At 67.4% G+C, this 18,328-nt stretch carries 18 protein-coding genes and 1 tRNA gene; 10 read left to right on the top strand and 9 right to left on the bottom strand.

Annotated elements, in window-relative coordinates:
- The first annotated feature begins 131 nt into the window (after positions 1–131).
- Complete coding sequence (locus AC56DV_RS07365; RefSeq protein ID WP_496313636.1) at positions 132–1,100, top strand: CHAD domain-containing protein; 969 nt, start codon at positions 132–134, stop codon at positions 1,098–1,100.
- A gap of 3 nt (positions 1,101–1,103) precedes the next feature.
- Here the strand turns inward: AC56DV_RS07365 and AC56DV_RS07370 are convergent, their stop codons facing one another.
- On the bottom strand, positions 1,104–2,012 hold the full coding sequence (locus tag AC56DV_RS07370) for a LysR family transcriptional regulator (RefSeq protein WP_496313637.1): 909 nt from the start codon (positions 2,010–2,012) through the stop codon (positions 1,104–1,106).
- A gap of 110 nt (positions 2,013–2,122) precedes the next feature.
- Between AC56DV_RS07370 and AC56DV_RS07375 the strand changes: the two genes are divergently transcribed.
- Together AC56DV_RS07375 and AC56DV_RS07380 are read left to right on the top strand one after the other, a co-directional pair.
- Entirely contained in the window at positions 2,123–2,974 is an 852-nt protein-coding gene (locus tag AC56DV_RS07375; protein WP_496313638.1) for an NmrA family NAD(P)-binding protein, read from the top strand.
- 84 nt (positions 2,975–3,058) lie between these two features.
- Positions 3,059–3,334, top strand: a complete 276-nt coding sequence (locus AC56DV_RS07380) for a YkgJ family cysteine cluster protein (protein WP_496313639.1) — start codon at positions 3,059–3,061, stop codon at positions 3,332–3,334.
- A gap of 3 nt (positions 3,335–3,337) precedes the next feature.
- On the opposite strand, the gene AC56DV_RS07385 is transcribed toward AC56DV_RS07380, so the two are convergent.
- From AC56DV_RS07385 to AC56DV_RS07395, 3 genes are read right to left on the bottom strand one after another with little or no spacing between them, the layout of a single operon-like run.
- Entirely contained in the window at positions 3,338–3,511 is a 174-nt protein-coding gene (locus AC56DV_RS07385; protein ID WP_161070942.1) for a hypothetical protein, read from the bottom strand.
- Positions 3,512–3,561: 50 nt separating this feature from the next.
- Positions 3,562–4,146, bottom strand: coding sequence for a hypothetical protein (locus AC56DV_RS07390; protein ID WP_496313640.1), 585 nt, complete (start codon positions 4,144–4,146; stop codon positions 3,562–3,564).
- 37 nt (positions 4,147–4,183) lie between these two features.
- Positions 4,184–5,164 (bottom strand): aldo/keto reductase, encoded by a 981-nt coding sequence (locus AC56DV_RS07395; RefSeq protein WP_496313641.1) that lies wholly within the window; start codon positions 5,162–5,164, stop codon positions 4,184–4,186.
- Positions 5,165–5,268: 104 nt separating this feature from the next.
- On the opposite strand from AC56DV_RS07395, the gene AC56DV_RS07400 reads away from it, so the two are divergent.
- The gene (locus AC56DV_RS07400) at positions 5,269–6,204 is read left to right on the top strand and encodes a LysR substrate-binding domain-containing protein (RefSeq protein WP_496313642.1); all 936 of its coding nucleotides are present in this window, start codon (positions 5,269–5,271) and stop codon (positions 6,202–6,204) included.
- Here AC56DV_RS07400 and AC56DV_RS07405 read toward each other — a convergent pair.
- Positions 6,134–7,351 (bottom strand): MFS transporter, encoded by a 1,218-nt coding sequence (locus tag AC56DV_RS07405; RefSeq protein ID WP_496313643.1) that lies wholly within the window; start codon positions 7,349–7,351, stop codon positions 6,134–6,136. The two genes, AC56DV_RS07400 and AC56DV_RS07405, sit on opposite strands and share 71 nt — an antisense overlap.
- A gap of 201 nt (positions 7,352–7,552) precedes the next feature.
- Between AC56DV_RS07405 and AC56DV_RS07410 the strand changes: the two genes are divergently transcribed.
- On the top strand, positions 7,553–8,386 hold the full coding sequence (locus AC56DV_RS07410) for an undecaprenyl-diphosphate phosphatase (RefSeq protein ID WP_496313644.1): 834 nt from the start codon (positions 7,553–7,555) through the stop codon (positions 8,384–8,386).
- Positions 8,387–8,395: 9 nt separating this feature from the next.
- Positions 8,396–10,222, top strand: a complete 1,827-nt coding sequence (gene recQ, locus AC56DV_RS07415) for a DNA helicase RecQ (RefSeq protein ID WP_496313645.1) — start codon at positions 8,396–8,398, stop codon at positions 10,220–10,222.
- Between the two features lie 3 nt (positions 10,223–10,225).
- Here the strand turns inward: recQ and AC56DV_RS07420 are convergent, their stop codons facing one another.
- A complete protein-coding gene (locus AC56DV_RS07420) occupies positions 10,226–11,158 on the bottom strand; it encodes a helix-turn-helix domain-containing protein (protein WP_496313646.1) in 933 nt (310 codons plus the stop codon).
- A gap of 245 nt (positions 11,159–11,403) precedes the next feature.
- Here AC56DV_RS07420 and AC56DV_RS07425 point away from each other — a divergent pair, with 245 nt between their 5' ends.
- On the top strand, positions 11,404–12,306 hold the full coding sequence (locus AC56DV_RS07425; protein WP_496313647.1) for a DMT family transporter: 903 nt from the start codon (positions 11,404–11,406) through the stop codon (positions 12,304–12,306).
- 19 nt (positions 12,307–12,325) lie between these two features.
- A complete protein-coding gene (locus tag AC56DV_RS07430) occupies positions 12,326–14,107 on the top strand; it encodes an amidohydrolase (RefSeq protein WP_496313648.1) in 1,782 nt (593 codons plus the stop codon).
- Here AC56DV_RS07430 and trmB read toward each other — a convergent pair.
- Positions 14,094–14,774: a tRNA (guanosine(46)-N7)-methyltransferase TrmB gene (gene trmB, locus AC56DV_RS07435; protein WP_496313649.1), complete on the bottom strand. Its 681-nt coding sequence runs from the start codon at positions 14,772–14,774 to the stop codon at positions 14,094–14,096. The two genes, AC56DV_RS07430 and trmB, sit on opposite strands and share 14 nt — an antisense overlap.
- Before the next feature lie 165 nt (positions 14,775–14,939).
- On the opposite strand from trmB, the gene AC56DV_RS07440 reads away from it, so the two are divergent.
- Together AC56DV_RS07440 and AC56DV_RS07445 are read left to right on the top strand one after the other, a co-directional pair.
- Positions 14,940–15,443: a hypothetical protein gene (locus AC56DV_RS07440; protein ID WP_496313650.1), complete on the top strand. Its 504-nt coding sequence runs from the start codon at positions 14,940–14,942 to the stop codon at positions 15,441–15,443.
- A 27-nt stretch (positions 15,444–15,470) separates the two neighbouring features.
- A complete protein-coding gene (locus AC56DV_RS07445; RefSeq protein ID WP_496313651.1) occupies positions 15,471–16,952 on the top strand; it encodes a DUF4214 domain-containing protein in 1,482 nt (493 codons plus the stop codon).
- Between the two features lie 15 nt (positions 16,953–16,967).
- On the opposite strand, the gene AC56DV_RS07450 is transcribed toward AC56DV_RS07445, so the two are convergent.
- Positions 16,968–17,041 (bottom strand) — tRNA-Gly (locus AC56DV_RS07450).
- Positions 17,042–17,108: 67 nt separating this feature from the next.
- Positions 17,109–18,266, bottom strand: coding sequence for a sugar-transfer associated ATP-grasp domain-containing protein (locus AC56DV_RS07455; protein ID WP_496313652.1), 1,158 nt, complete (start codon positions 18,264–18,266; stop codon positions 17,109–17,111).
- Positions 18,267–18,328: the final 62 nt, after the last annotated feature.

Below are 18,328 nucleotides of genomic sequence, written 5' to 3' on the forward strand. Positions count from 1 at the left end.
ATGAACAGGCGGCATCTTGCCATGTCTTTGTTACATCAGTATGACGCTGCGGCAACCTTGGTTGTCGGCAAGCTAGCGCGGCCGGCAGGCTTGAAATGCTAAGGTGGGGGCTCTGCACCAGGAGGAACGCCATGAATGCCCATCTCGAACTGGCGGAAAAGCCCACCACCGCCGAAGTGCACCGCGCGGAGCCCGACACCGCCGCCGTCCGCGCCGCCCCGCTCACGCTCGGCAGGCGGCTCAGCGCGGAGCAGGCCTTCCGCCGCATCGCCGCCAATTGCCGCGAGCAGATCGCCGCCAACCAAGCCGCCGTCGCGCGCGGCAACGCGCCCGAAGCGCTGCACCAGATGCGCGTGGGCTTGCGCCGCCTGCGCTCGGCGCTGGATCTGTATGCGCCGCTGCTGGAACTGCCCGCAACGCTGCGCGCCGACCTGCGCTGGCTGGGCGAACAGCTGGGCGCGGCGCGCGACTGGGACGTGCTGGCCTCGTCCACGCTGCCGCGCGTGGCCGAGGACCTGCCGGACGACATGGAACTGGTGCTGGTGCGGCTGGCGGCCGAAACCCGCGCCAACGACCTGCGCGCGGCGGCGGCGGACGCAGTCAGCACGGAGCGCTACGCGGAGCTGATGCGCAACCTGGGCAGCTGGCTGCACGACGCGGGCTGGCGCGGCCACTGCACCGCGCGCCAGCGCAAGGCGCTGGCCCAGTCCGCGCTCGATTTTGCCGGCGCGGCGCTGGAACAGCACCACCAGCGCCTGCTCCGGCGCGGCCGCAAGCTGAAGGGCGCCGGGAGCAAGGCGCGCCACCGGGTGCGCATTGCCGCCAAGCGCGCGCGCTACACGGCCGGTTTTTTCCAGTCGCTGTACCCGAAACGGCAGCTGCGGCCTTATATCGAGAACTTGTCCAGGCTGCAGGATGAACTGGGCTGGCTGAACGACACCGCCGTGGCGGACGGCCTGCTGAAAAAACTGCAGCACGGCGAAGCGCGGCTGGACGGCAGCGCCGCCTTCACACGCGGCTACCTGGCCTCCGCCACGCAGGGCGGCGGCAAACTGCGCAAACTGTGGCGCCGCGTCGAGCAGGCACGCGCGCCGGGCTGAGGCTCAGCCTTTGCTGAGCGAAGCGACGAAGGCCAGGAAGGCCGTCGTTTTAGCAGGCACATGCTGGCGCGACGGAGACAGGGCGTACAGTGGAAAGCGCTCGTCCGGCCAATCCGGGAACAGGTCCACCAGGCGGCCGTCGGCCAGCATCTGCTCCGCGCCCAGCGCCATCATCTGCGCGATGCCATAGCCGGCCAGGCACACGCTGTGCAGGCTGCCCGCGTCGTTCACGGTGAGCTGGCCGGGCGGATGCAGCTCCAGCTTCTTGCGGCCCTTGTGGAACTCCCATGAAAAGGGCCGGCCGCTTTGCGCGTCGCGGAACAGGATACAGACATGCCCGCCCTGTCCCAGCTCGCGCGGCGACAACGGCCGGCCGTGCTTCTTCAGGTAGGACGGCGCGGCCACCGTGATGATGCGCGACTCCAGCAGCTTGCGCGCCACCAGGCTCGATGAGCGCGGGAAGCCGAAACGCACCGCCAGGTCGAAGCCGTCCGCCACCAGGTCGCCCAGCTGGTCGCGGTTCACCAGTTCCAGCGCCAGCTCAGGGTGGGCGTTGAGGAACACGCCCAGCTGCGGCCCCAGCACCAGGCGCGAAAAGTACGGATCGACGTTGACGCGCAGGCGGCCGCGCACCGCCACCGTGCCCTCGGCTGCACTGGCGGTGGCTTCCTCCAGCCCATCCATCAGCGGGGCCACGCGCTGGTAGAAGCTGCGCCCCTCTTCGCTCAGCGCCACCTTGCGCGTGGTGCGTTCGAACAGCCTGATGCCCAGCCGTTGCTCCAGCCGTGCCACCGACCTGCTGACGCCCGACGGCGACATGTCCAGTGCTTCCGCCGCGCGCGCGAAACTGCCGCCGTTGACGATCGCCGCCAGCACGCGCAATCCGTTCACTACTTTCTCGTCCAGGGACATTCGTGATTCTCCGTCATGAATGAAGTGCCATCCATGCTATCGCATTGCCGGCCTCGCCGGCGGAAAATTCATCCCATGCGGCGTAGCGCCGCCAACTTCGGGAGAACAGCATGCATGTAGTGACGGGAATGACAGGAAAAGTGGGCGGCGTGGTGGCGCGGACGCTGCTGGCGGCAGGCCAGGAAGTGCGCGGCGTGGTGCGCGACGCGGCCAGGGGCGCCGCCTGGCGCGAACAAGGCTGCGAAGTGGCGCTGGCAGGCATGGACGACGCCCATGCCCTGCGCGACGCCTTCATGGGCGCCGAATGCGTGTTTGTGCTGCTGCCGCCCACCTTCGATCCCTCGCCGGGGTTCAGCGAAGCGCGCGCGCAGATCGCGGCGCTGCGCGGCGCGCTGGAAGTGGCCCGGCCGCGCAAGGTCGTGGCGCTGTCCACCATCGGCGCGCAGGCGCAGCAGCCCAACCTGCTCAACCAACTGGGCTTGATGGAGCAGCAGTTCAGCCAATTGCCGATGCCGGTGGCGTTCCTGCGCGCCGCCTGGTTCATCGAGAATTACGCGTGGGACGTGGAGGCGGCGCGCGGCGGCGCCATCGCCAGCTATCTGCAGCCGGCGGAGCGCAAGGTGCCGATGATCGCCTGCGCCGACGTCGGCCGGGCGGCGGCGGAGCTGATGCAGCAGGACTGGCAGGGCCGCCGCGTGGTGGAGCTGGAGGCGGCGCAGCGCTACTCGCCCGACGACGTGGCGGCCGGATTTGCGCGCTTGCTTGGCCGGCCGGTGCGCGCGGACATCGTACCGCGCGCCGAGTGGCCCGGCCTGTTCGCCGCGCAGGGCATGCTTCATCCCGAGCCGCGCATGCGGATGCTGGACGGCTTCAATGAAGGCTGGATCGCGTTCGAAGGCGGCGCGGCCGAAGCACGCACCGGCAAGGTGGGGCTGGACACGGCGCTGGCTTCGTTGCTCTGACACGGCGCGACAGGAGTATACTGTCGGCCTTGCATGCGCACAGGCGGCGCAACAGCAACGCATCAGCAACGCAACAATGTACTCATGACAACAGTAGAAACCGCAGTGCAGTGCCGCCCCGGATGCGGTGCCTGCTGCACCGCCCCCTCCATCACGTCGCCCATCCCCGGCATGCCCGACGGTAAGCCGGCCGGCGTGCGCTGCATCCAGCTGGCCGACGACATGCGTTGCATGATCTTCGGCCATCCGGGGCGCCCCGCCTTCTGCGCCGGCCTGCAGCCTGCCGCCGATATGTGCGGCGGCAGCCGCGAGCACGCCATGGTGTGGCTGGCGGACCTGGAGCGCGCTACTGCGCCCTGAGGACTACTGGCCGCGTGGCCCCTTGTCGGCGCCTTTGTGGTCCTTCTGGCCGTCGTTCTTGTGGCGGCCCGCCACTTCGGCTTCCTCGGCGCGCTGCTGGTTTTTCGCCGCTTCCTGCTGCGCTTGCTGCGCCTCGCGCTGCTGCTGTTCGCGTGGATCGTTGCTGTGCTTACTCATGGCAATCTCCTTGATGGCTGGAGCTACCACCTTACGCGCCTGCCGCGCCGCTATCCGTTCGCTGGCGTACACAGGGGTGCATTGGGCACCTCGGCCCGGGGCTGCGCCTGGAAGAAGCGCACCAGGTCCCCGACCGTGACAACGTGGCCATACAGCGGGTTCCGGTCTAAATTGTCCAGTGTCCGCACCGAGCGCTCCGCAATGCTGGGCACCACGCCAAGATCCAGGTCTTCAGGATCAATGCCGAGATCTTCGACGAGCCGGTCGCCGGCACACAGCGGGAAGGCCGCATGGTACGGCTCGAGCTCATCCTGCAGCGTTTCATAGACAGCGCGAACAATCCAGGTATCGACTGCACGGCAATCGAATTCGCGCGCGAAATGGCAAATCGAGCCCCCTGGCCGCCGGCCGGCCAGCATTGCCAGGCCGCTTTTTGCCTTCCGCTCTCTCTGCACCAGTTCATACTTCGTTGCCAGCGCGAGCGCTGCCAGTACCGATACCGTCGCCACCGGATAAGCCCATACAAGAAATGCCATGCCGGCCAGTATCGGCACTAACGAAACTCTCCAGAAAAATACAGCATGCCCTACGCCCAGCGGCCGACGGACGATTGCCTTGGATGAAACTTTACGCATTGCTTCCTCCTTGCGCGCCGGTTCAAGGCGTGGTGCGTCAGCTGAAGCCGGCCACCGGGTGCGGCACGTAGGCCGATTCGAGCAGCGCCAGCTCTTCCCGGGTCAGCCGCACCGACAGCGCCTGCACCGCTTCGTCCACGTGCGCGAACTTGGCGGCGCCGATGATGGGCGCGGTGACCACGGACTTCTGCAGCACCCACGCCAGCGCCACCTGCGCGCGCGGGATGCCGCGCGCCTCGGCCACCTGCTTGACGCGCTCGGCCACCAGCCGGTCCGACGCTTCGGTGGCGGTGTACATTTCCTTGGCGATCAGGTCGGTGTCGGAGCGCTTGCTGGCTTCGGCCCAGTCGCGCGTGAGACGGCCGCGCGCCATCGGGCTCCACGGGATCACGCCGATGCCTTCGGCCGCGCACAGCGGCAGCATTTCGCGCTCTTCCTCGCGGTTGATCAGGTTGAGCTGGTTCTGCATGGAGACGAAGCGCGTCCAGCCGTGGCGGTCGGCGGTGTACAGCGCCTTGGCGAACTGCCAGGCGTACATCGACGAGGCGCCGATGTAGCGCGCCTTGCCGGCCTTGACGATGTCGTGCAGCGCTTCCAGCGTTTCCTCGATCGGCGTGCTGTAGTCCCAGCGGTGGATCTGGTACAGGTCCACGTAGTCGGTGCCGAGGCGGCGCAGGCTGTTGTCGATTTCAGCCATCAGGGCCTTGCGCGACAGGCCGCGCTGGTTCGGCCCCTTCCCCTGCGGGAAGTAGGCCTTGGTGGCGATCACCACCTCGTCGCGGCGGGCGAAGTCGCGCAGCGCGCGGCCGACGATTTCCTCGCTGGTGCCGTCCGAATAGGAGTTGGCGGTGTCGAAGAAGTTGATGCCGGCTTCCAGTGCGTGGCGGATCACGGGGCGGCTCTGCTCTTCGTCCAGCGTCCATTCATGGCCGCCGCGGTCCGGCACGCCGTAGGTCATGCAGCCGAGCGCCAGGCGCGATACTTTGAGGCCGGTGCGGCCGAGATTCACGTATTCCATGCAACTCCTCCTTGACAGTCCGGGCCACTATAGCGCGGCCGATTCATCGTATCTATATCATGCATGGTAAAACAGAAACCACTAAAGGTTGTAAGTGAGGACGTATGAGAGGAATCGAACTTCGGCAGCTGCGCTATTTTTCCATCGTGGCAAAGGAACTGCATTTCCGGCGCGCGGCGGAACTGGCTTTCGTGACGCAACCCGCGCTGAGCCAGCAGATCGCCAAGCTGGAGCAAACCGTGGGCGTGGAACTGCTGCGGCGCGACCGGCGCGGCGTGGAGCTGACGCCGGCCGGCGCGGTGCTGCGCGATGAACTCGACGCCATGTTCGGCCAGATGGAGCGCGCGCTGCGCCTCACGCGCGAGGCGGGCCAGTACCGCAGCTGCGCCGTGTCCATAGGCCTGGTGGAATACACCAACCTGGCCTTCATCCCGCCCGCGCTGATACGGCTGCAGGCGCTGTACCCCAACGTGCGCATCCTGCGCCACGAAATGCACTCGGCGCTGCAGATGGACGCGTTGCACAAGCGCACCATCGACGTGGGCTTCGGCGTGCCGGTGGGGCCGCTGCCGGCCGACGGCAGCCTGCGCGCCCGGCCCATCTTCGATGCCGGCTGGGCCCTGCTGCTGCGCGGCGACGACCCGCTGGCCGCGCGCGCCGCCATCACCGTGGACGAGCTGCGCAACCAGCGCCTGATCATGTTCGAGCGCCGCGTGAACGCGGACCTGTACGACCGCATGGTGGACAGCTGCCGCGCGCGCGGCTTCACGCCCAACTTCGTCTACGAAACCTCGCAGCCGCAGATGGGCATGTCGCTGGTGAGCCAGGGCATGGGCGCCATGGTGGGCGCCACCTATGTGTTCTCGGCGCCGCCGGCCGGCCTGGTGGTGCGCCCGGTGGCGGGCATGGGGCCGCTGCAGGTGCAGCTGTTCTCGCGCAGCGGCGAGGACAACCCGCTGATCCTGGAATTCATGGAACTGGTTGCGGCTGAAGCGCGCCGGGCCCAGTTTGATCTGGCTGATCCTTCTGGGCGAAGCTGACCGCCACCGCCAGCCCGGTCGCGGCCAGGCCCAGCGCGCACACGCCGTGCCAGGCCCACGCGCTCCACACCCAGGCCGTGAGCCCAGACATCAGCGCCGCGCCGATGAAGATGCCGAGGATGTAGATGGTGCTGACGCGGCCGCGTATGTCCTGCCCCAGGTGGTAGATCATGGTCTGGTTGGACACGTGCGAGGCCGTCACGCCCAGGTCCAGCAGCAGCACGCCCACCACCAGCCCGGCCAGGTGCTGGCCGAACAGCCCCATCACCACCCACGACAGCAGCGCCGCGCCGGTGCCCAGGCGCACCGCGACCACCGGGCCGCGCCGGTCCGCCACCTTGCCGAACAGCGGCGCGGCGAAGGCGCCGGCCGCGCCGATCGCGCCGAACAGGCCGGCCACCTCGCTGCCCATGTGGAAGCGCGGCGTCTCCAGGTAGAACACCAGGCTGATCCAGAACGCGTTGAAGGCGCCGAACATCAAGCCCTGGCGCGCGGCGGCGTAGCGCACCACCGGCTGCCGGCGGAACACGGTCCAGATGGAAGCCAGCAGGCGCGGGTAGCTCAAATCGCTGCGCGGCACGGTGGGCGGCAGGCGCCAGGCCAGCAGCGCCGTCATGGCCAGCATCAGCGCGGCGGCGATCCAGTACACCGTGCGCCAGTCCGTGTAGTGGCCGATATAGCCGCTGGCGGTGCGCGCCAGCAGGATGCCGGCGAAAATGCCGCGCGCCAGCAGGCCGGTGACGTGGCCGCGCTGCGCCGGCGGCACGATCTTGGCGGCGTAGGCCGGCAGCAGATAGGGCGTGATGGTGGTGACGCCCATCAGTGCGCTGGCCCAGGTGAGCGCCGGCGCGGACGGCGCCAGCGCCACCAGCGCCAGCGCGGCGACGTGCGCGGCGGCCATAGCGAGTATCAGCTTGCGGTCATTGACAATGTCGCCCAGGGGCAGAAACAGCAGCGCGCCGACGGCGATGCCGATCTGGGTGAACATGGGCAGCGCGCCCGCGTAGGCTTCGGACACGCCCAGCGCGCGGCCGATATCGCCCAGCAGCGGCTGCGCGTAGTAGCCGCTGGCGATGGAGACGCCGCACACCAGCGCCAGCAGCGCAATGAGCCCCTTCGGCGCCGCCGTTTCCTTGATGGTCTTCATGATGTCCTCCTGCTTGATCGATGGCAGGAGTATGGAATTGCCGCCCGTTTACATCCAATTCGACTTTGCCCGGGCTGTGATAAGCCCCGCTTATCACCGGCAAGGTACAATGCGGGCCGCGCCCGATTGGGGGCGGGCGAACGCGGCAGGTCATGGTAAGCTTCGACGCCCTTTTCCCAATCACTTGCTATTACGACAAATATGGACATCACACTCGCGTTGCAGGCCTTGATCATGGGCCTGGTAGAAGGCTTCACCGAATTCCTGCCGATCTCCTCCACCGGCCACCTGATCCTGGCCGGCAGCCTGCTCAATTTCGTCGGCGAGAAAGTGAAAGTGTTCGAGATCGTGATCCAGACCGGCGCCATCATCGCCGTCATGTGGGAATACCGCGTGCGCCTGGCCTCGGTGCTGAGCGGCATGTTCAGCGAGCCCAAGGCGCAGCGCTTCATCGCCAACCTGGTGATCGGTTTCCTGCCGGCGGCCATCCTGGGCTTCCTGTTCAACAAGGCCATCAAGGCGCACTTGTTCTCGCCGCTGCCGGTGGCGGCCGCCTTCATCGTGGGCGGCTTCGTCATCCTGTGGGTGGAAAAGCGCGCCAAGGTCAACCCGGCCACGGTGCGCGTGCAGTCGGTGGACGACATGACGGCGCTGGACGCGCTCAAGGTCGGCTGCGCCCAGGCGTTCGCGCTGATCCCCGGCACCAGCCGTTCCGGCGCCACCATCATCGGCGGCATGATGTTCGGCCTGTCGCGCAAGGCGGCCACGGAATTTTCCTTCTTCCTCGCCATTCCCCTGCTGCTGTCGGCCACGGTATACTCGCTGTACAAGGAACGCGCGCTGCTGTCGGCGGCCGACTTGCCGATGTTCGGCGTCGGCATGGTGGCCGCCTTCGTGTCGGCCTTCCTCTGCGTGCGCTGGTTGTTGCGCTATATCAGCTCGCACGACTTCACAATTTTTGCGTGGTATCGCATCATATTCGGACTGGTGGTAATCGCCACCGATTATTCCGGCCTGGTAGTGTGGGCCGATTAAAGTAGAGAAATGACCAATCAGGACACCAGCGAACGCGCCCTCAATCTGCTCCAGACCGTTTTCGGCTATCCAGCCTTCCGCGGCCAGCAGGCAGAAATCGTCGACCATGTCAGCAACGGCGGCGACGCGCTGGTCCTGATGCCCACCGGCGGCGGCAAGTCGCTGTGCTACCAGATTCCGGCGCTGGTGCGCGACGGCGTGGGCGTGGTGATCTCGCCGCTGATCGCCCTGATGCAGGACCAGGTCGACGCGCTGGCCGAAGTGGGCGTGCGCGCCGCCTTCCTCAACTCCACCCAGACCTACGAGGAAGCCAGCCGCATCGAGCGCCTGGTGCGCACCGGCCAGATCGACCTGGTGTACGTGGCGCCCGAACGGCTGATGACGCAGCGCTGCTTCGACCTGTTCCAGGCCTCGAACATCGCGCTGTTCGCCATCGACGAGGCGCACTGCGTATCGCAATGGGGCCACGACTTCCGGCCCGAGTACATCAAGCTGTCGATCCTGCACGAGCAGTTCCCCAACGTGCCGCGCATCGCCCTCACGGCCACGGCCGACCAGCAGACCCGCGCCGAGATCGTGCAGCGCCTGCAGCTGGAAGACGCGATGCAGTTCGTGTCCTCCTTCGACCGGCCCAACATCCGCTACCAGATCGTCGAAAAGGCCAACGGCCGCAAGCAGCTGCTGGACTTCATCACCGCCGAACACGGCGGCGACTCCGGCATCGTCTACTGCCTGTCGCGCAAGAAGGTGGAGGAAACGGCCGAGTTCCTGAACGAGAACGGCGTGCGCGCCATGGCCTACCACGCCGGCATGGAGCACGCCAAGCGCGCCGCCAACCAGGCCCGCTTCCTGCGCGAAGACAACATCGTCATGTGCGCCACCATCGCCTTCGGCATGGGCATCGACAAGCCGGACGTGCGCTTCGTGTGCCACCTGGACCTGCCCAAGTCGATCGAGGGCTACTACCAGGAGACCGGGCGCGCCGGCCGCGACGGCATGCCCGCCAGCGCCTGGATGGCCTACGGCCTGCAGGACGTGGTGCTGCAGCGGCGCATGATCGACGAATCCGAAGCCGACGAAACCTTCAAGCGCGTGCTGGGCACCAAGCTGGACGCCATGCTGGGCCTGTGCGAAACGCTGAGCTGCCGGCGCGTGCGGCTGCTGGAGTATTTCGGCGAGCAGGCCATCCCGTGCGGGAACTGCGACACCTGTTTGATCCCGCCGATCAGCTTCGACGGCACGGTGCCGGCGCAAAAACTGCTGTCGGCCATCTACCGGGTCGACCAGCGCTTCGCGGCCGGGCACGTGATCGAAGTGCTGCGCGGCGTGGAGACGGAGCGCATCAAGACCTGGCACCACGACTCCCTGTCGGTGTTCGGCATCGGCGCCGACCGCAGCGAGCAGGAATGGCGCGCCATCCTGCGCCAGCTGATCGCGCTGGGGCTGGTGACGGTGGACCATGAACAATACAGCTCGCTCAAGCTGACCGACGCGGCGCGGCCGGTGCTCAAGGGCGGGCAGAAGGTGCAGCTGCGGCAGTACCAGAAGCCGGTCAAGCAGAAACGCTCGACGGCGGCGGCGGCCAAGGGCTACGCCGAGACGGAGCTGTCGGGCAAAGAGCAGGCCATCTTCGACAAGCTGCGCTGGTGGCGGGTGGAGACGGCGCGCGCGCACAGCGTGCCGGCCTACGTGATCTTCGTCGACGCCACCTTGCGCGAGATCGCCAAGGCGCAGCCCACCTCGCTGGACGACATGCGCGGCATCAGCGGCGTGGGCGAGAAAAAGCTGGCCTCCTACGGCGACGAGATCGTCGCGCTGATCGCCGAGATGCTGTAGCCGCTACGCGGCGACGATCTGCCGGTAGCGTCCCGGCGGCGCGCCGACGGCGGCGCGGAAGCGGTGGCTGAAGTGGCTCAGGTCCGCGTAGCCGCAGGCGTCGGCCACCTGCTGCAAGGGCAGATCACTCGACTTGAGCATGCTGCGCGCGCGGTCCAGGCGGCGCTGAGCAACCCAGGCCGACGGCGGCATCCCGAACGACACCTTGAACATGCGCGCCAGGTGGAACTCGGACAGGCAAGCCACCTGCGCCAGCATGCCCAGCGTGATGGCCTCGGCCAGGTGCGCATCGATATAGTCGGCCAGCCTGCGCCGCACCACCGGCGCCAGCCCGCCGCGCAGCCGCGCGCCCGGGTCTATCATCGACTGCGACTTCAGCAGCTCGCTCAAGGTGGCGTGGGTGATCTCGTTCACGCGCAGCAGCGCGTCGGCGCCGTGCCAGGGCGAAGCCACCAGCGCCTCGCACAGCTGCACCAGGCGCGGGTCCTCGAAATAGGTGCGGTCGGCCAGGGTCAGTTCGCGCGGCTCGCGGTCCAGCTCCACCACGGCGCGCTGCGTGAAATGCTGCGGCATGAAATACACGTGCAGCAGGCGCAGCTTGTCGCGCACCAGCCAGTGCGACTCGTGCCAGTCCGGCAAGGTGCACAGGCGCCGCGGCGCCCCGTACTGCCCCGGCGCCACGCCCGCGCCGCCGCGCTCGGTGCGGTAGCCGCCGCCCAGGTAGCACGAGAAAGTATGGTGCCCCGGCTGAGAGTAAGTGGTCACTTCCTCATCCGTCTCGCGCTGCCAGATGGCGGCAGCCAGGCCGTCGCCCAGCCAGGCGAAGCGCTCCAGCGTGGCGTCGGTGTTCGACATAGTCTTGAACACCGCATGCGAAATCGCCTCCGCGCCGGGCGGCGCGGCGGTATCGAACACGGGACGGGGGAAGGTAGCCATGCAAAAAGTCTAACACGCCCCAGCAACGTCCGCCCCGCCCCCGCCCGCATTTGCGCAAGATCAGACAATCCCTCATCACTCAGACGACTCCAACAAGCAGCCTGAGCCGCATTCGGGGTCTGACCCCGAATGCGGCTCAGCTTGGCTGAGCTGTGCTCTGGGAAGCAGACAATTGCGCAAGCCGGGACAAGCGGCGGCGGCGCGCGGGCAGCATGATGCAAGCTCGTACTTCACCGGACCGCGCCATGAACGCTTTTCTCTACCTGCTTACCGTCCTGATCTGGGGCACCACCTGGATCGCCATCAAATTCCAGCTCGGCGTGGTGCCCGCGCCCGTGTCCATCGCTTACCGCTTCTGGATCGCGGCGGCGGTGCTGCTGCTCATCCTGTTCGCCATGCGCAAGAAGGTGTGGCCGCCGCGCGCGGCCTGGCCCTACCTGGCGGCGCAGGGCGTGGCGCTGTTTTGCTGTAATTTCCTGTGCTTTTACTATGCCAGCCAGTGGGTGCCGAGCGGCCTGGTGGCGGTGGTGTTTTCCACCGCGCCGGTCTGGAACGCGCTGAACGGCCGCCTGTTCCTGGGCCGCGCGCTGCGCCCGCAAGTGGTGGGCGGCGCGCTGCTCGGCCTGTGCGGCATCGCCCTGCTGTTCCTGCCGCAGATGCAGGGCCACTGGGGCGACGGCGGCATGCTGGCCGGCCTGGGCTTGGCACTGCTGGGCACCTTGTGCTTCTCGACCGGCAACCTGCTGTCAAGCCGCATGCAGGCGCTCGGCATGGCGCCGTGGCTGACCAACGTCTGGGCCATGACCATAGGCGCTTCCATCCTGACCGTGGGGGCACTGGCGCTGGGCAAGCCCTTCACATGGGAGCCGGGCCTGCGCTACGCCGGTTCGCTGCTGTACCTCGCCATCCCCGGCTCGGTGATCGCCTTCACCGCCTACCTGATGCTGGTGGGACGCATCGGCCCTGACCGCGCGGCCTATTCCACAGTATTATTCCCCATCGTGGCGCTGACCGCGTCCACCATATTCGAGGACTACCACTGGACCGCGCTGGCTTTCTGCGGCCTGGCGCTGGTCCTGGCGGGCAACCTGCTGGCCTTCATGCCATCCTGGCCGGCGCTGGGCCGCACGGAGGCCCGCGCCAGATAACTGAACCAAGGAGAGCTGCATGCGCCGTACCGGATTGGCCTTTACACTGTCACTGCTCTGCGCGGCGGCCCATGCTTCCCCTGCCGATACCGTCTACCGCAACGGCTACGTCTACACGGTGGACGCGCAGGACAGCGTTCAGCAGGCGCTGGCCGTGCGCGGCGGCCGCATCGTCTATGTGGGCGACGACGCCGGCGCGCAAGCCCACACCGGCGGCCGGACCCGCGTGATCGACCTGCAAGGCCGCATGCTGATGCCCGGCCTGGTGGACGGCCATATGCACCCGCAATCGGGCGGCTCGCGCCTGCTCAACTGCAGCCTCGATTACCAGCCGCTGACGGTGCCGCAGTTCCAGGCGCGCATCCAGGCCTGCCTGGACAAGGAGAAAAGCGCCAGCCCGCATCGCTGGCTGAAGGTGGTGAACTGGTTCCAGCAGGGCATGCTGCCGGACGGCGTGGAAGTCAGCAGCGCCACGCTGGACAGCCTGAAGACCAGCCGCCCGGTGGTGGTGCGCTCTTCCTTCGGCCACTCGGCGCTGCTCAACTCGCAGGCCATGAAGCTGGCCGGCGTCACCGCCCGCACGCCCGATCCCGAGGGCGGCAAGATCGCGCGCGACGCCGCCGGCAACGCCACCGGCATCCTTGAGGACGCGGCGCAGGACATGGTCAGCAAGTTCATGCCCGTGCTCACGCCGAAGGAAAACCTGGCCGCCTCCGCCGCCGCGCTGGACGCCATGCGCAAGCAGGGCATCACCACCTTCCTCGACGCCTACACCGACCCCGAAACGCTGACCGCTTTCTCGCAGCTGCAAAAGCAGGGCAAGCTCACCGCGCGCGCCCACTTCGCGGTGCTGGTCGATCCGCAGGACGCCATATCCGGCAAGGCTTTCAAGGAAATCCACCGGCTCGCCAAACAATTCGACCAGGGCGCCACGCGCACCGCCCCCTCCATGCAGGTGCGGCACGCCAAGCTGTTCATGGACGGCGTGATCGCCGCGCCCGCCCTCACCGGCACCATGCTCGCGCCTTACTATACGAACCAGGGCACGCCGCAGCAGCCGCATTGGGCGCCCGGCGCCAGCAAGGGGCCGGACAGCTACTTCGCGCCGGCGCTGCTGAATTCGACGCTGTCGAAGCTGGCCAGGGACCGCATCGATCCGCACATCCACGCCGACGGCGACGGCGCCGTGCGCGACACCCTGAACGCGCTGCAGGCGCTGCGCGCCACGCCGGAAGGCAAGGACGTGCGCCCCGCCCTGGCGCACGACGAGATCGTGGACCCGGCCGATTTCCCGCGCTTCAAACAGCTGGACGCCACGGCGGTGCTGTCGTTCCAGTGGGCCAAGCCGGCGCCCGACACGGTGGGGGCGCTGAAGGAATACATGGGCAAGGAGCGCTACGCCATCGTGCAGCCGCAATCGCTGCTGCTGGACGCGGGCGCGCGCATCGCCTACGGCAGCGACTGGCCGGTGGATCCGCTGGACATGTGGTTCGCCCTGAAGGTGGGCGTGACGCGCACCGCCGCGCCGGGCTCCGGCCCCGAATACGCGGGACGCCTGGGCGACACGCCCGGCATGCCGCGCGCGGCCGTGCTGCGCGCCGTCACGATGAACGCGGCGTACACCTTGAGGCAGGAGAAGGAGACGGGATCGCTGGAAGCCGGCAAGCTGGCCGACCTGATCGTCCTGGACCGGAACGTCATGCAAGTTCCGGCCGAGGACATCGCCAACACCAGGGTGCTGCAGACCGTGGTGGGCGGGAAGGTTGTCTATGAGGCGCCTGGCGCGCTTACTTCTTGGTGAACACCAGATCCCACACGCCGTGGCCCAGCTTCAGGCCGCGGTTTTCGAACTTGGTGAGCGGGCGGTAGGCCGGCTGCGGCGCGTAGCCTTCGGCGGTGTTCTGCAGGCCGGGCTCGGCGCCCAGCACTTCCAGCATCTGCTCGGCGTATTCCTGCCAGTCCGTGGCGCAGTGCAGGTAGCCGCCCGGCGCCAGCTTCTCGGTCAGCAGCTTGACGAACGGGCCCTGGATCAGGCGCCGCTTGTTGTGGCGCGCCTTGTGCCACGGGTCCGGGAAGAACACGTGCACGCCGTGCAGCGAGCCGTCCGGGATCATGTTGTTCAACACTTCCACCGCGTCGTGCTGGATCAGGCGCAGATTGGTCAGCTCCTGCTCGCCGATCTGCTTGAGCAGGCTGCCCACGCCGGGCGTGTGCACTTCCACGCCGATGAAATCCTTCTCCGGCATGCCGCGCGCGATGTGCGACGTGGTGTCGCCCATGCCGAAGCCGATCTCCAGCACCACCGGCGCCTTGCGGCCGAAGGCCTGCTCGAAATCGAGCGGCGCCTTCACGTAAGGCAGCATGAATTTCGGACCCAGTTCCTCCAGCGCGCGTGCCTGCGCAGTGGACAGGCGGCCGGCGCGCGTGACGAAGCTGCGGATGCGGTGTTCGGTCGGGTCGTAAAGCATGGCGCGTGCTGGGTTGGCCGGGTTATCGTTTGGAGTATCGGAAGACATGTGAGTAAGGGACGAATTCTAAGGACGATCCGCCATTATACGTGAGCCGGTCCGCGGCAACCACCGGCGGCGCCCGGCCTGCGATAATACGGCTTTGACCGACTAGCCTCTCCGACGATGACCGACGCACTCCTTCTTGCCATCATGGCACTGTCCCTGGCTGCCATGTATCTGCTGCTGAAAAAGGGCTTTCGCGCCCCGCCGGCGCCCGCCGCCAAACAGGCCGGCGCCTACGAGCCCGCGCAGCCTGCCGCGCCGGTGAAGCACTGGTCCGACGGCGGCCGCATGCTGACCGAAGTGGTGGCCGAATCGCGCTACCACGCCACGGTGCGGGAACTGGCGGGCCGGCATGGGGACCAGGGCGCCGACACGCGCCTGCAGGCGGTGCTGGCAGTGGACCCGCTCAATCCCTACGACGACAAGCCGGTGGCGGTGTTCGTGGCGGGCCGCATGACGGGCTACCTGTCGCAGAAAGACGCGCAAGCCTTCCGCGACCGCCAGCGGCGCGAGGAGATCGAAGGCCAGTCCGTATCCTGCGACGCGGCGGTGCGCGGCGGCGCACTATGGCAAGGCAAGCAGTTGGCGTATGCTGTATGGCTGGACGTGGAATTGTCCCGATGATCGCTGTCCTTATCAAAGAGATACGCAATGACTACCGTTACCATTAACTTCAGCCAGGCCGCACTGACCACTCTGGAGGCCCACCGCGCCGCGCACCCCACCGCCACGCTGGCCGGCGAGGTCGAGAAGTTCATCAAGGCGGGCTACAACTTCACCGCCACGCACAGCATCTACGCCAGCGGATCGCTGGCGGGACCGGAAGGCTACCTGGACTACCCGGACGGCACCTTCCAGACCTTCGCGGGCCTGGTCAACACCGCGCCCGGCGCCGCCAACGGCAGCTTCTCGGCCGGCTCGCTGGAAGAACACGTATCGGGCAGCTACCGCCTGGTCTACGACGGCCAGCTGAACTTCGGCTACATGGCCGCCGCCGACAAATATCTGATCACCGCCAAGGGCGGCACCTTCAGCACGCTCACGCTGCAGCAGTTGATCACCAGCGGCACCGCCGGTTACGACAGCACCATCGGCAACACGGTGCTCAAGGCGCACGGCGCCATCGTCAGCGACGGCAATAATTTCTCCGGCGTGATCGACACGCTGAGCCGCACCACGGAGCTGTTCGAGCAGGGCGGCCGCATCACCGGCGCCTTCAACCTCGCCGGCGACGCCACCGCCATCAGCCAGAACGCGGCCAGCGCCACCGTCAGCGGCACGCTCACCTCCTACGCCCAGTACTACACCGATGGCAGCTCGGCCCTGATCAGCGGCGCGTCGATGGCCGTCAGCGGCAGTACCGTCGCCAACGAACAGCAGCTGCTGGCCAATGCCGCCAACTTCGCCGGCGACGACGTGATCGGCGTCACCCTGCCCGCCAACGTCGGCAACGACTGGCTGATCGCCTCCGGCAGCGGCGATGACCGCATCAGCATCACCGGCGGCGGCGCGCACCTGGCGGTGAACGCCGGCAGCGGCCGGGACACGGTGGTGCTGAACGACTACGGCCACGCCGTCAACGGCGGCGAGGGCGTGGACACGGCGGTCTTCGCCGGCAGCCGCGCCGCCTACGCGGTGACCGGTGCCGCCGGCGCCTTTACGGTGCGCGCGGCGGCCGGCGGCGACGCCAACACGCTGTCGAACATGGAGCGCATCCAGTTTTCCGATACCGGCCTGGCGCTGGACGTTACCGGCAGCGCGGGCCAGCTGTTCCGTCTGTACCAAAGCGCCTTCAATCGCGCGCCGGACAAGCTGGGCGCAGGCTTCTGGCTGAAAGCCATGGACAACGGCGCCACGCTGGAACAGATCGCCACCGGCTTCACCCAGGCGCCGGAATTCGTGGCCCTGTACGGCCCCACCACCAGCACCGACCGGGTAACGCTGATCACCAAACTGTATCAGAACACGCTGGAGCGCGAACCCGAACCCGGCGCGGTGGACTTCTGGCTAAGCGTGCTGAATCGCGGCGTGACGGTGCCGCAAGTGATGCTGGGATTTTCGGAAAGCCCCGAGAGCCAGGGCCTGAATGCGGGTCTGATCGCAAACGGCTACGAGTACACGCCGTTCGTTTGAGGCCTAGAGAGTAACTGGAGCGGGTGAAGGGGATCGAACCCTCGTCGTAAGCTTGGGAAGCTTCTGCTCTACCATTGAGCTACACCCGCGTTAGGCGCATTTTACGCGGCTTTGGGCGCAGTTGGCAATTCCGCAAGCTGACAGGTGAAAAGCGGCTCATAGCGCCTTGATCCACGGGTGCGCCGCAGGGTTGGCGTGGCGCCGCAGGAAGGCGCGCATTTCTTCGGTCAGCAAACCTCGCCCATGGATCTGCGGGCCGATGGTCATCCCCAGGTCGTTCAGCTCCAGTATCACCGGTCCCTTGTCGGTCAGGGCGAAATCCCAGTGATGGATGCGCATCAGCGGGAAGGTGGCGCCGCCCTGGCGGCAGGCTTCCAGCACCTGGTCCCAGCCCGGCACCTTGAATCCCTCCAGCTGCGCGCCCGTCAGCGGGTGCGCCTGGTGGACGGCGGTATTGGGCCAGAAGGCCGTCAGCGTGCGGGTAACGCTGCCGTCGTGCAGGTTGACGCTGGCCAGCAGGTTGCCGTACTTGCCCTTGCTGAAATTGTCCACATGGTTGGGCGGCACGGCGATCTTCCACAGCGCGGCGACCGGCTTGGCGCCTTCCGGTCCATTCAGGCAGATGACGCGCACACCGCAGATGGCGGCCCAGTTGGTCAGGGCGCGGATTTCCGGAGCCGGCGCCAGCGGCGACTGGAAAACGAAGCCGCATTCCGGACGGTGGTAGCGCGGGTCGATGCTGACCGTCAGGCGTCGCAGGAATTCATCGACTGCGATGGTGGCGCCGCCGAGGATGAGCAGCGCGTCGCTGGCGCGGTCATAGCCGGACAGGTATTCCGCGCCCTTGCCCTGCTGCGAGAACGCCGGCTTGGCGAACAGGGGGAAATTGGCGGGATCGCGCAGGAAGGCGCCGACTTCCTTCGGCGTCTTGAGATGTTCGCCATGGGCCGCCGGAACCACCTCGGCGCGATGGTAGTAAGCGCGCAGCGGCACGATGGGCAGGCCGGCGGCGCCGGCCAGCGCCGTGAACGCGAGCTTGTCCCACGCCGGCAGTACGGCGTGGCGCGGATTGAGCGCCATCCCCAGGCTGGATTCCAGGCGCCAGCCCAGGAAGTCACGCGCGCCGCGCCCCAGCTGGTAGCTGTCGTCGTAGAGTTTGTAGCAGTAGTAGTCCGACATGCCGCACTGGCCGCCCATGCTGCGCAGCGCGCGGATTTCACGCAACTGCGTCAGAATGCTCTTGCCGGTCTGTTGCTTGGCCAGCGAGCTCCAGCCTCGCCACTCTTTCAAACTGTCGGTGTATTTTGTCAGCATGGCCTCACTCACCTTTCTGGTGGCCGGACGCGAATTTCCAGAGTAGGTGACAACAAACGCTA

The sequence above is a fragment of the Massilia sp. BGA-UO-ETr-WB1 genome (genome assembly GCF_059567845.1).

Bases quoted from the DNA above. Each gene is read 5' to 3' on its own strand.
- AC56DV_RS07365 (WP_496313636.1), top strand. From the start codon at position 132: ATGAATGCCCATCTCGAACTGGCGGAAAAGCCCACCACCGCCGAAGTG.
- AC56DV_RS07370 (WP_496313637.1), bottom strand. From the start codon at position 2,012: ATGTCCCTGGACGAGAAAGTAGTGAACGGATTGCGCGTGCTGGCGGCG.
- AC56DV_RS07375 (WP_496313638.1), top strand. From the start codon at position 2,123: ATGCATGTAGTGACGGGAATGACAGGAAAAGTGGGCGGCGTGGTGGCG.
- AC56DV_RS07380 (WP_496313639.1), top strand. From the start codon at position 3,059: ATGACAACAGTAGAAACCGCAGTGCAGTGCCGCCCCGGATGCGGTGCC.
- AC56DV_RS07385 (WP_161070942.1), bottom strand. From the start codon at position 3,511: ATGAGTAAGCACAGCAACGATCCACGCGAACAGCAGCAGCGCGAGGCG.
- AC56DV_RS07390 (WP_496313640.1), bottom strand. From the start codon at position 4,146: ATGCGTAAAGTTTCATCCAAGGCAATCGTCCGTCGGCCGCTGGGCGTA.
- AC56DV_RS07395 (WP_496313641.1), bottom strand. From the start codon at position 5,164: ATGGAATACGTGAATCTCGGCCGCACCGGCCTCAAAGTATCGCGCCTG.
- AC56DV_RS07400 (WP_496313642.1), top strand. From the start codon at position 5,269: ATGAGAGGAATCGAACTTCGGCAGCTGCGCTATTTTTCCATCGTGGCA.
- AC56DV_RS07405 (WP_496313643.1), bottom strand. From the start codon at position 7,351: ATGAAGACCATCAAGGAAACGGCGGCGCCGAAGGGGCTCATTGCGCTG.
- AC56DV_RS07410 (WP_496313644.1), top strand. From the start codon at position 7,553: ATGGACATCACACTCGCGTTGCAGGCCTTGATCATGGGCCTGGTAGAA.
- recQ (WP_496313645.1), top strand. From the start codon at position 8,396: ATGACCAATCAGGACACCAGCGAACGCGCCCTCAATCTGCTCCAGACC.
- AC56DV_RS07420 (WP_496313646.1), bottom strand. From the start codon at position 11,158: ATGGCTACCTTCCCCCGTCCCGTGTTCGATACCGCCGCGCCGCCCGGC.
- AC56DV_RS07425 (WP_496313647.1), top strand. From the start codon at position 11,404: ATGAACGCTTTTCTCTACCTGCTTACCGTCCTGATCTGGGGCACCACC.
- AC56DV_RS07430 (WP_496313648.1), top strand. From the start codon at position 12,326: ATGCGCCGTACCGGATTGGCCTTTACACTGTCACTGCTCTGCGCGGCG.
- trmB (WP_496313649.1), bottom strand. From the start codon at position 14,774: ATGCTTTACGACCCGACCGAACACCGCATCCGCAGCTTCGTCACGCGC.
- AC56DV_RS07440 (WP_496313650.1), top strand. From the start codon at position 14,940: ATGACCGACGCACTCCTTCTTGCCATCATGGCACTGTCCCTGGCTGCC.
- AC56DV_RS07445 (WP_496313651.1), top strand. From the start codon at position 15,471: ATGACTACCGTTACCATTAACTTCAGCCAGGCCGCACTGACCACTCTG.
- AC56DV_RS07455 (WP_496313652.1), bottom strand. From the start codon at position 18,266: ATGCTGACAAAATACACCGACAGTTTGAAAGAGTGGCGAGGCTGGAGC.